The sequence below is a fragment of the Nostoc sp. JL23 genome, assembly GCF_017115065.1.
GTDB lineage: Bacteria > Cyanobacteriota > Cyanobacteriia > Cyanobacteriales > Nostocaceae > Nostoc > Nostoc punctiforme_A.
The window spans coordinates 1-12,519 of sequence record NZ_JABXKN010000152.1 but is presented as its reverse complement, the minus strand read 5'-3'; the positions used below and the strand labels follow the sequence as shown (position 1 = coordinate 12,519).

At 40.2% G+C, this 12,519-nt stretch carries 8 protein-coding genes; 5 read left to right on the top strand and 3 right to left on the bottom strand.

What is annotated here, in order from left to right:
- Positions 1-192: 192 nt before the first annotated feature.
- The 5 genes from HWQ42_RS32715 to HWQ42_RS32695 all read left to right on the top strand — a co-directional run bounded on the left by HWQ42_RS32715 (position 193) and on the right by HWQ42_RS32695 (position 5,476).
- Positions 193-963 carry a class I SAM-dependent methyltransferase gene (locus HWQ42_RS32715; protein WP_292819562.1) on the top strand — a complete coding sequence of 257 codons (771 nt, stop codon included), beginning with the start codon at positions 193-195 and terminating at the stop codon, positions 961-963.
- Positions 960-1,694 carry an iron-containing redox enzyme family protein gene (locus HWQ42_RS32710; protein WP_292819560.1) on the top strand — a complete coding sequence of 245 codons (735 nt, stop codon included), beginning with the start codon at positions 960-962 and terminating at the stop codon, positions 1,692-1,694. The genes HWQ42_RS32715 and HWQ42_RS32710 overlap by 4 nt, the downstream gene beginning before the upstream one ends.
- A gap of 325 nt (positions 1,695-2,019) precedes the next feature.
- Positions 2,020-2,571, top strand: a complete 552-nt coding sequence (locus HWQ42_RS32705) for a heme NO-binding domain-containing protein (RefSeq protein ID WP_292819557.1) — start codon at positions 2,020-2,022, stop codon at positions 2,569-2,571.
- Positions 2,572-2,581: 10 nt separating this feature from the next.
- Positions 2,582-4,030, top strand: coding sequence for an ATP-binding protein (locus HWQ42_RS32700; RefSeq protein ID WP_292819554.1), 1,449 nt, complete (start codon positions 2,582-2,584; stop codon positions 4,028-4,030).
- Between the two features lie 243 nt (positions 4,031-4,273).
- Positions 4,274-5,476 (top strand): FtsW/RodA/SpoVE family cell cycle protein, encoded by a 1,203-nt coding sequence (locus tag HWQ42_RS32695; protein ID WP_292819551.1) that lies wholly within the window; start codon positions 4,274-4,276, stop codon positions 5,474-5,476.
- A gap of 20 nt (positions 5,477-5,496) precedes the next feature.
- Here HWQ42_RS32695 and HWQ42_RS32690 read toward each other — a convergent pair whose 3' ends face one another.
- From HWQ42_RS32690 to HWQ42_RS32680, 3 genes are all read right to left on the bottom strand, one after another.
- Complete coding sequence (locus tag HWQ42_RS32690) at positions 5,497-7,803, bottom strand: hypothetical protein (RefSeq protein WP_292819548.1); 2,307 nt, start codon at positions 7,801-7,803, stop codon at positions 5,497-5,499.
- Between the two features lie 13 nt (positions 7,804-7,816).
- Entirely contained in the window at positions 7,817-10,051 is a 2,235-nt protein-coding gene (locus HWQ42_RS32685) for a hypothetical protein (protein WP_292819545.1), read from the bottom strand.
- Positions 10,052-10,342: 291 nt separating this feature from the next.
- Complete coding sequence (locus HWQ42_RS32680) at positions 10,343-12,418, bottom strand: outer membrane protein assembly factor (RefSeq protein WP_292819611.1); 2,076 nt, start codon at positions 12,416-12,418, stop codon at positions 10,343-10,345.
- Positions 12,419-12,519: the final 101 nt, after the last annotated feature.

Sequence of the window (12,519 nt, the reverse complement as noted above, 5' to 3'; positions counted from 1 at the left end):
AACAAGCTAATAATGATGAGGAGAGTTTTTCCTTGGAAAATAATAGTTTTTAAACAAAAAATATAAAACTAGTAAAATCAACATTCTCAGACAAACATATTAATTGTTAAAACATATACATCAAATATTTCAGTTTTGCCAGACTAAATCGATCAAGATAAGTCTAACTTGAGTATAAATAAATAATTAAAAATGTCAAATGTGAATCACAAAAACTCAACTAAAAACTTATATAATCGCACAGCATCAGAATGGATTAGAGGAGAACCTACTTCTTTATCAGACTTTACAGCCCGCCCTTTTGTATTAGACCTTTGTCAGTCTGTTGCTAGGTTGCGAGTACTTGATATAGGTTGTGGAGAAGGTTATTGCAGTCGAGAACTAAGGCGACGTGGCGCTGCATGGGTACATGGAATAGACCTTTCCCAAGGCATGATTGCAGCAGCACAATTGCAAGAAGTAGAAGATGGATTGGGTATTAGCTATGAAGTAGGTTGTGCTACCAATCTCAAGCAGTTTGATGATGGCGAAATTGACTTAGTTGTTGCAGTATTTTTATTTAACTATTTGACAATTGCTCAGACTCAAGAATGCATGGCAGAAGTTGCGCGCATTCTTCGTCCGGGTGGTCGATTTGTATTTAGCGTTCCTCATCCATCTTTTCCATATATGCGGGAGGCAGCATATCCGTTTTATTTTCAAATTGAAGGTACAGGCTATTTCAGCAAGCGAGATCGGCAGTTTCCTGGTCGTATTTGGAAACGAGATGGCTCCTGGCTAAATGTGCAATTGATTCATAAAACTCTTGAGGATTACTTTAATGCTCTTAAATTTGCTGGCTTCAATACGATGCCAACCTTACAAGAATTGCGTGTAACTCCAGAACATATCGCAATAGATGAATCATTTTTTAGCCCGTTACTTGACCAACCCCTTCATCTAGCCCTACAAATATTACGATGACACAGACATCTTCTTTAGTTAGAAATTCCTTCCGTGAAATAACGATTAATCATCCTCTATGGAATCATGAGTTTCTAATGCGCTGTCAGACTGGAAATTTATTTTTACCAGACGTACAGGTACTAGCTGTCCAGATGTACAAATTCTCTAAAGAATTTAATCGTATTTTGGCTAGCATCTTGTCTTGCTGCCAAGATGAAACTAGTCAGTTAGTCATCTTGGAAAACCTATTTGACGAAATGGGACAGGGAGATATAACTCAGTCCCACCCAGAATTGTTTCGTAAATTTACCCGTGCACTTGGTATTCACGACGAAACTCTGGCATCACTACCCACTGCACCTGAAACTCGTGCCCTTATTGAAACCTACTTGCAGATGCCACATAAGTACGGCTATTTAGCTGCACTCGGTGCCGTTTGTTATGCTTCCGAAGGGATTGTTAGTTCACTGTACACGCAACTATACAAAGGAATTGTTGGCGCTACTCCTTTACCCAAAGAATCGCTGATCTTTTTTGAAGTCCATATTGATGTGGATGATAGTCATGCAGCGAAGCTAGCGGCAGTGATTGAACCTCAGATTACCATGAATGAAGAAGATATTAAGATAAAGCTAGCTATTTCCGAAGCTATGGATGCCCGCCTTCAATTTTTTAACGGTATTCAGCGTCAAATCTCTAAATATAGCTTGTATCCTGATTCATGGCTGCCTTTTGATGAATCCCTGTAGTTAATCTGTCAAGCTTAAATTAATGGATGAGTAAGTTTGTAGTAAGGACTTTAGTCCTTATTTTTTAAGCACAAAGTCTTTACTATAAACCCTCAAAGCCTGCTTGGTAAAACGAATAAGTGAAAATACGGTTGTAACAATTAGTATTTGTAGCATTAAAATACAAACAGTTTTCCCTATTTTTTCGGTTTTTAAGGCTGTAATAAAAAATTTTAAGGTTTGATTGTAGAAAATCTTCTCATTTAAACAAGCCTTTTAAGGAATTAATTGTCGAGTTTTGCGCAAATTCACAAAGTAAAATTAGGTGCAGCAAGAGGAGGCTTCCATGTACGGATTAGTGAACAAGGCGATTCAAGACATGGTGTGCAGTCGCTTTGGCGAAGATACTTGGAAAACAATCAAGCACAAAGCAGAGGTGGATGTAGATGTTTTCCTCAGTATGGAAGGCTATCCTGATGACATCACCCACAAGCTGGTAAAAGCTGCTAGTGTCATTCTCGGTTTATCTTCCTCAGAGATTATGCAAGCCTTTGGGGAATTTTGGGTTCAGTACACTGCTCAAGAAGGCTATGGCGAATTGATGGATATGAGTGGAGATGAACTCCCTGAGTTTTTAGAAAACCTTGATAATCTTCATGCTCGTGTAGGAGTTAGTTTTCCTAAACTCCAACCCCCATCATTTGAGTGTACTGATATAGAAGAAAATTCTCTGAGCTTACATTATCGCTCTGATAGAGAAGGGTTAACGCCAATGATTCTTGGACTAGTCAAGGGATTGGGAAGCAGGTTTGATACAAAAGTTCATATTACCCAAACCCAAAATCGAGATGAAGGTGCTGAACATGATGAATTTTTAGTGATTTATAAACCAAATTGAGTGCAGTAGCATGGCTCCTCCTCACCTTACACTTTCGCCAGAGTTGCTGGCGAAAGCTTTTCCTTTCCACTTTGCCTTTAACTGTAATCGGGAAATTGTACAAGCTGGTGATGTCTACGGGCGCATTTGTCCTGAACCATTAGTTGGTAAATTGATTGAGCAGCATTTCCAAATCAATCGTCCAAAAATTTTGGTCGATTTTGATGTTATCAGTAAACAGTCTCGTGCCCTGTTTATATTAGAGTTTCTCCACAATGGAATGCATCTCAAGGGTCAGATGATGTATCAACCAGAGGAGGAGGTGATATTTTTTTTAGGTTCTCCCTGGATTACAGATACAACTAGCCTCGCTCCTCTGGGTATTAAACTCAAAGACTTTGCAATTCACGATCCTATTGTTGATTTCCTGTTTCTGCTACAAGCTCAGAATACTGCTTTGGCTGATGCCAAAAAGTTAACAAGTGAACTGAAACAGCAAAGGGCACAACTACGGAGTGCGCTACAAATCAAGGAGAATTTGGCAGAAATTGCTGAGGCTCAGTCTAAAAAATTGGAAAAATCCCTCCGGGAGCTACAACAAACTCAAGCTCAATTAGTCCAAGCTGAGAAAATGTCCAGTTTAGGGCAGTTAGTTGCAGGAGTTGCTCACGAAATTAACAACCCGGTTAATTTTATTTATGGTAATTTGAAATATGCAAAAGATTATACACAGTGTTTGCTGAACCTTGTGCATCTTTACCAGCAATTTTATGACAATCCTGTGTCAGATATTCAAAAATACATTAAGGAAATTGAGTTAGATTTTTTACTAGATGATTTGCCCAAAATCCTAAATTCGATGGAAGTAGGAGCCGAACGAATCTCTGAAATTGTCTTATCTCTGCGGAATTTCTCTCGTCTCGATGAGGCGGAGAAGAAAAGAGTTGATATTCATCAGGGACTGGATAGTACTTTGCTGATTTTACAAAGTCGCTTCAAAGATAGTGTCGATCATCCTGGGATCAAAGTAGTGAAAAATTATGGAGATTTACCTTTAGTAGATTGCTACGCTGGCCAACTCAATCAAGTATTCATGAATATTATCAGTAATGCAATCGATGCGCTCGATAATTATGATAGTAGACGCGCGATCGCAGAAATTCATGCTAATCCTAATATAATTACAATTACTACGGAAATCATCGAAACGAACTGTGTAATCCGAATTGCCGATAATGGTTCAGGAATAACAGAAGCAGTTAAGGAACGACTGTTTGATCCATTTTTCACAACTAAGCCAGTCGGTAAGGGTACAGGATTAGGTTTATCAATTAGCTATCAGATTGTAGTTGAAAAACATGGGGGAACACTACGATGCGTATCAGAACCTGGGCAAGGAACTGAATTCTGGATTGAAATTCCCCTATCTATGAACAAACAATCACTTAATTGCATCAAATCATTAAGTTTAATAAAATAAATACTTTAAGTAAGTCAATTTTCGAGCGATCGCTCTTAACTATAGCAATTCTAGTTTTTAGTATAAAATGCTACTTTTTTTTACAGAGTAGAGATTGCAATTTGTCAGAAATATTGAACTAGTGGTGTATTGAAGTTAACAACTCTAAGATTTATGGTTGCAAAGCCTACTTATGAGTTATAAGTTATGATTTATGAGTTTTATTTTTAACTCCTAATTTCTAACTTTTTACCTGTACCGATCGTGAATCTACGCCGCCTGATTCCAATTTTTGATAGTTCAGTCTCTAACTGGGCATTAGAAGCGCGGTTGTTGCGCTGGTTAACGTTGATTTGGCTGTTCGTCGGCTTGATCATGCTATTTTCAGCATCATATCCTGTCGCTGATGCCCGTCAGAATGATGGGTTGTACTACTTTAAGCGTCAACTGCTTTGGGTCTTAGTTTCCTTAATCGGATTCAATATTATTGTTAATTCGCCATTGCAGAAAATTTTAGGACTATCCCATTGGTTTTTGTTGCTGTTTTTGGGGTTAATTTTTGTCACACTGATCCCAGGATTGGGAAAAAAGGCTTTTGATGCAGCACGTTGGATTGCGATCGGGCCAATTCCGATTCAACCTTCAGAACTAATTAAACCCTTTTTGGTGTTGCAAAGTGCGCGGCTTTTTGGTCAGTGGGAACGAATTAGTTGGCGGGTTCGCTTCGCGTGGTTGGGTGTTTTTGGTCTGGTACTTTTAGGAATTCTTGCCCAGCCTAACTTGAGTACAACCGCACTTTGCGGCATGACTATCTGGCTAATTGCTCTAGCAGCTGGCTTACCTTACAAGTACCTGGGAGGAACAGCAATTGGTGGAGTAATGTTGGCACTACTCAGTATTAGTATTAAAGAGTATCAGCGTAAGCGGGTGATGTCATTCCTCAATCCTTGGGCGGATGCTACAGGAGATGGCTACCAGTTGGTGCAAAGTCTACTAGCTGTGGGTTCTGGTAAAACTTGGGGAGCTGGATATGGGCTTTCTCAACAAAAGCTGTTTTATTTACCAATTCAAGATACCGATTTTATTTTTGCGGTGTTCGCTGAAGAGTTTGGCTTTGTTGGCAGTATGGTGTTGTTGGTACTTTTAGCTACATTCGCTACTCTCGGATTAGTTGTGGCACTAAAGGCTAAAAATATAGTAAATAGATTAGTCGCGATCGGCGTGACAAGTTTGATGGTAGGACAATCATTGCTCCACATCGGTGTTGCTACAGGTTCTCTTCCGACTACTGGCTTACCTTTGCCCATGTTTAGTTATGGTGGTAATTCTATGATTGCCAGCTTAATAGCTGCTGGGTTGTTGATTCGGGTAGCACGTGAGAGTAGTGAAGCTGAGGTAGTACCGTTGCGAAAACCTCAGCTTGAAAATGGGCGCAGACGCAGAGCTTTTCATAAAACCAGGAATTGAGCTAGCAAATGCCCAAAAAGTTACCTCAGAGGTAAAGGAGTCTTAAATGGGCTATTGCTTGGTGGCAGAGTAGGTGGAATTGGGTTAATGCCAGGTATAGGAGTAGGCTCTACTTTTTTGAGGACTGTAATTGCAAATCCTCTTTGCTGGGATTGTTGCTTACCAGATATATCATTTACTAGAAGTCCGATTTGAGGGGGGAAGGCTTGATTGACTGGAAGCTTCATTGAACCAACTGCTGGAACGTCATTGCCGTATGGTAGAAGTTTAACCTGAATATTTTCTCCCTCTACTCTCCAACTCAGGGTAGCAGATTCACCTTCCTTGAGAACCAGATTTGGTTGTTCGCTACCGTTGATTCTAAAAGAGACAATTTTAAATGGTTTTGGTAATATTCCAATTTTCGATTCAGTCTTTTTAAAACTAGTTTTTTGGCTTCCATTATTAGGAAAGGCTTTGATTTGAAATACAAAATTTCCGGCTTTAGTTGCTAAAAGAGGAATATTTGTACATCGCAATTGTTGATTCTGTTGTGTACATAGCTTTTGAAGTTTCGGGTCGGTAATATTACCTTGATTAAATTTATAAGTAATTGCCTCGCTATATAATGTACCATCATCTGCGCTGCCAGCGATTTGAATTTGCGCTAACAATAATGGACGGGCAATTGCCCAGCTTAAAAGAATATTTTGACCTTTTGTATACACTGGTTTATCTGGTTGAAAACTAAGTACTTCAGCAATTTGTTTTTCAGCTATTTCTACTTGGGTGGTTTGGCTAGCTAATTTGTTATTAGGAGAAAATATTTGTATACCATTGCGATAAAAAGCTTGTAACTCAAAAGTGTAATTCCCTTTTGTTTTAACTCCAGTTTTAACGTTGCTACAAATTAGCTCTTGTTTATCTTGCACCTGACAAGGAGGTATTTGATTAGCGCTTGCTTTACCCAGTGTTTCAGGAATGCCATTGCTAAAGTCATAAATAATAGGCTGAATAGGCTGGGAACCTTTAGCCGTCAAAACTAACTTTTTTAACTGTTTATAGTGGTGAATTTCCCAGTTTAAAGCTACTTCATCACCTTCAGTTATTTGAGAGTCATTTGCACTAAAACTTTCTAATCTTAAAGGATCGGGGTTTAAAATTCGCCAAATTATAAATCCTATCCCTCCTAATAACCCCAACATTGCCAAAATTAATAGAAGAAATTGCCACCAAGGACGAGGTTTCCATACCAAAGTTCCTTGAGGCAATGTGTTAGGTAGTGGTAAACTTTGTTTATCTTTGATGTCGAGTTGAAAGTTGACCACTAGCCCTGCACCAAACCACGGTCGTCGCCACCAAGGTTTAGGTTTGAGCGTCAAATCGGCTACAGCACTTCTATTAGGTAATAATCTTACTTCCGTGGGATCAAATTTGTAAGTATATAGTTCTTCTTCGTCTCGACTTTTTAGGTTTAATATCAGTTCGCGGACAATATTTCCCTGGTTCGCTAGTGATAATTCGTACTTGCCAAGACTCCGGCTAACTTGTCCCAAGATGGTATTAAGTTCTATCTCTAAGCGATAATTTGTCGGAATTTGGATATACACCAAATCCAGCAGTACTAAGTCTGGAGAGTTTTCTGAATACAAGCGGATTGTCGGCGAATAGCTTCCCGCAAGAGTATCCCCAGGTGGGTGAAATTTCAATAATATTTGACCTTGAGTACCAGGATTGAGTTCTAGTGCAGTCACGTCAGACACTAATCCTGGCCCCTCAAATCCAGTTGCAGGATAATTAATTGTGAACCAGTCATCGTCTAAATCTGGGCAACTCAAGCAGAATCTGTCTACGAGAGAAGAGCGGTTGTCAACTATTACCTCCACTTGCAGAGGTTCACTAGGATTGAAAATTAACGGTTTATTGGGGTTGGTGTTAGGTCTAATGGAAAATGTCGGGTCGTTCACCCGAATTGCGGTCTGTTCTTTTAGCAGAACCTTAATTTGGTTTGCGAAAGTTATGGGAGTATCTTGGGGATAATGTAGAGGGGAATCTACGACTAGGGTATAGTCATAGGTTCCTGGGAGAGCATTTGCAGCAATTTGAAACTCAAATCTTACTTCGTCGCTATTTTGACCTGGAGCTAATGCTAAACTTTCTCTAGGAGAACTAGACCAGCCAGTTAAATTTTGAAATACTTCGTCAAAAACAAAATATAAGTCAATAACCGCACTCTGATCTCCCTGATTGATTACAACAATATAGAGTTCAATCGTATCTCCTGGCATCCCAAATTGAATTCCAGGTGGGTTGATAATAACTTGCAGTGGATTGAATTTAGCTTGCATGTCATTGATTCCCTTATTTGATGCGGTGTAATTTGACCTGAAAATCTTCATCACCACTCACAATCATGGTTCCTTGATTAGTTTTCAAATCGATACTATTGATTTTTTTAGAGCTTTTGTAAATTTGTTTACCTTCTGCTGCTTTTGTTTTGTCGAGCTTGTGTTCGGGAGTTAAGTACCAAACTAAGACTCGTCCATCATCGCCACCACTTACTAAGAGACTACCATCGTCACTAAATGCTAGAGTCCGCACAGATGTTTTTGATGCTGACCAACGGTCTAGTTGTGAACAATTAAGTTCATTTACTTTTTCTAGCGGATTCAGATTTTTGATAGTTTGACACTGATTTAAATCCCAAATCGTAATAAATCCCGCAGAATCAGAAGTTGCGAGGATTCTTCCTGTTGAGTTAGGAACAAAAGCTAATCCCCAAATAAAGTCTTCAGGTCCAACTAATGGGTCTAGTTTTTCTAGATTTTGTACTGATAAACTTGAGGATTGTTTATCAGATTGAGTTTGATTCCATTGCCACAATATAAAACGCTTAAAGTTTCCAGCAATTACTAGAGTTTGTGCATCTGGGCTGAGATTTAATGCCCGGACTTGGAAACCTGAGAGTTTCAATCTACTTTGTACGTCAATAACTTGCGGTTCTGGCAAAAAATCGCTGTTAGGTGCTGGTCTTGACCACACCCTAACTTTACCACTGCCATACCCACTGAATAAGTTAAGTGAGTTTGAGGTAAAAGCTAGGTCAAAAACGCGATCGCCTTTTGCTTTAGGATCTTTAAGGTCTTGAAGTTGGCTAATCTTGGCACCTGAAGGGACATCTCTAAGTTCAATTACACCATTATCTAAACCAACAGCAACACGATTATTTTGTAACGGCATGAAGCGCAAGACTTGTACAGCGTCATCGGTAATGGCCATCAAGCCTTTGGGCTGTTGCGGTTGATCGCAAGCAAGGGGCTGTCCAGCGTATGTCACCGTATCATCAGGGTTTAAGCTATCAGCACCAATTCTCCAAAGCCTTAAGGTGCAATCATCTGAGCCACTGACCACAGATAAACCAATGCCACTAAAACGCACTGAGTTGACAGAACGTGTATGCATTACACCTCTTGGTTGCAAGATTAATGCGAGGAGTGCGGCTAATAGTGCGATCGCAGCTAATTGTAGCCATAAAGGTATAATTGGCAGAGTCTTTACTTCTAATGTCTGCGTGGCTGGGTCTGTACTTCCTAAACGTTGGTCGGATAATTCCGATTTAGCCTCCAGCAACAAAGTTTTACCGATTCCAATCCAAGGACGTTTTGTTTTAACATCGAGAATGACTTTACTTGTCTCTCCTAGATGAAGATTGGCAGTTTCAGGAAGCTTTTTAAAACTACATTTTCGCCAGTCTCTACCCTGCACCTGCACATTAATTTGTTGATTGAGGTTGCTAGCATTTTTAAATAGTAATTCAAAGGAAGCTGTATCAGATTTCCAGTCAGGCAACCATGCCGATTTACTGGGAATTTTTAGGTATTTTTCTGTGGTAGTAAAGTCTATAAAACCCACTGGCAAAACTTCAATATTGCCTTCAGCATTAGTTGGATAACCATTATTGCTAACAGCTTCAATAGTAAAAGGATAATTTTGACTGGGCGCTTGCACTACAGAAGGAGGTTGGCATTGGAATGTAGCTTCTGCTAAACCACCCGGATCTAAGGGTAATCGGCGTTCTGCACTGCCAGCCAGCCAAGACGAATCGACGCCTGTAAAACGCAGCATTACCTCAGTTGGTTGTTGTCCCAAGTTCCGCACCCGTACTGGTATATCGACAGAATTGCGGGGATAAACTTGGAACTCTCGTACAGGCAGTTCTACACTTAAATGTGTGGGTCTGTTGTCTCGCTCGATTTTCAGGCGTAGCACAAGTCTAGACTGTTGTGCTAATTGCGGTGAAAAAATATTTACCATCAGGTTGACAGTACCAACAAATCCCGGAATGGGTGTATTGAAGACGAAAACTTGGAAGATGGTACTACTGCCTGGTGGCTTGGCTGCCGCTACCTCTGGTTCGAGTCTATACCAGCGATATCCTGTGTTGCGGATTTCTCCGGCTGCGGTAATTTCTATCTGAAAATTGACAAAGCGATCGCTGTCATTATTGACAGTTACCTCAAATGATACAGGAGTATCACCTGGACGAAAGGTTAGGTTCTGAGTAGAAAGGCTGGCATTAATAACACTTTTTTCCATGCTATTACTTATAATATTTTTTTATATTCTGCATGACTAGCGCTATTAAAAAATTAATGTCTCGTGAAAACGTGACAATAGCTTTTTTCCTTTGATTATTGAAATTTATATACTATTAAATATTGTGTAATAAATTGGCCAATTTATAAAAGTCATTTTCAAAGGCGATCGCTAATAGAGATATGAGTGAAAAAAATGTAGAGACATAGCACTGCTATGTCTCTACAAGGGTTCTGGATAACGCATATTTAATTTCTGGATATGACCTTCTCAGCAACGCTTTAACTCAAATTAAAATCGCTGCCCAATTCCTAGATGCACTTTGCTTTCTCCCTGGTCGTTAATGCCATAGTCAGCCCGAATTAAGCCTAGTGGTGAATTTAATCGCACTCCCGCCCCATAACCAAAACCATAACCTGGTTTATCTCGTACACCTGCCGGATCTCCTAATACAGTATCACCAGAACCTAAATCTGAGGCGAAGTCGGCAAACAATACACCGCCGACGATTGGTAAGACGGGAAAACGATATTCTGCGGAAGCTAATACATAACTGCGACCACTGCCAACTTCTCCAGAATCGTAGCCGCGCACTGAGTTGGAACCACCCAAGTTAAAACTTTCGTAGGGCGGTAAATTCCCAAGGACGGTACCGGCTTGAACATTCACCGCAAATACTTGTGGCTGTTTACTGTTAAATAGCTGTACTGGTAAATATTGGCTGTAATTAGCTTTGAGGCGATTGAGGGAAATATTACCTTCACCGATGGGTACAGATTGTTCTGTACTCAGACTCAAAACGGAACCTTGAGTTGGATTGAGGGGATTATCTCGTTGGTCTTTGGTGGCGGTGAACGATACGGTAGTTAGGTCATCAATACCAGTTCCACTCGCAGACAAAGAATTGCCCTGAACGTCAGTTGGGGTAATATTACCTTGGCGATCGCGAATACTAGTTCGGGTATAGTTTAATCCTAATGAGGTATTCCAGTCATCAATTGGTCGCTGCAAGCTGACACCACCGCCAATTTGACCTTCTCGCACTTTGTCGCCGTTAGCTAGCTTAATCTTGTCATCAAAGGTTTCCGAAAGTTCCTGACTACGAAAACCATTTACAGTGTAGCCGAAGCGATCGGGGTTAGTTGTCCGATAAGGACTGGTAAATTTGGTATTAAACTGCAAGTCTCGACTACTTACCCCAACATTCACACCGAAAGTATCATTCACACCGCCGACATTCTGATCTTGATAGTTGATTGTACCTACCAATCCTTGATCGGCATTGTAGCTACCACCCAAGTTAACACCACGTGCCCCAGTTTCTTTGAGTTGGTAGACTAAATCAAGTTTTGTCGCATCTCCTTCTAAGGCAACATTGACAGTTTCAAATAAACCAGTACGATATAGCTGTTGAATGTCTTGTTTAACGACATTTTCTTGGAAAATTTGACCGGGTTTCAACTTGAGTTGTTGTTGTAAGAAATCTGCTTTGGTGCGTCCTCCAACGGGATTACCCTTGCTATCTACGGTTTTACCTTCATCGTTGACAAAGCGAAACTTGATATCACTTACCAAACCTTCAGCAACATTCACAGTGAGAATGCCTTGAGAACTAGGTTTAATTGATAACACCCGTGCTAAGTTATAACCATTGTCGGCGTACCACTTGTTAATTTGTGCTACTGCTTGTTGCAGTCCGCTGGGACTAATAGTGGTTCCAATCTGAGATTGCAAACGTTGTTGGGCGACTTGATAGGTAAGTACTTTAGCACCAGATAATTGCAGCGATCGCACAATCATCGGTTGAACTTGGTATACTACATTCAATCCAGCCTGTGTGCTAAAGCTATTCACACTCACAGTACTAAATAAACCTGTATTTAAAATTGCTGTTACATCTCTTTGTAGCTGGCTTTGACTGGTTTCTCCACCCACCTGAGTTTTAATTACCTGGCGAATGATTTGCTGTAATTCTTGATTGGCTCCCACCACCTGTACATCTGTAGCTGTGACAACTAAATTGCTTTCAGTAGCACGAGCTTTGGGGGATGAAGGTGAAAAAGAGGGAGTGGGAGGGAGTGTTACTGATGAATTTCCCTTGTCTGCTGATTTTAAGACTACTGGGGAATTTTTGTTTGCACCTGTTTGCACGGCGACGGGATTTTGGGAAAATTGCTGTGCAACTATAGTTTCTGGGGAAGCAATTGTCTCTACCCGTGCGGGAGTGTCTTCAATTATCGGTACCACCAAGTTATCAGCTTTTGCAGTTGGAGTAACGTTTTTAGCAGGTGCAGCCGTTGCTTGCTGAGTAACATTGCCAGCAGCTAAAGTAGCTAAAGTAAAAATAGCAGTAGTAGAAACTCGCATAATATTTAACCTAATTAACTGGGAGTTAGTTGTAGAGACGCTAGCGAATAGACTCATCCTTAATATAAATAACATGGGATAATAAAAAGCTGGAGTAAAAA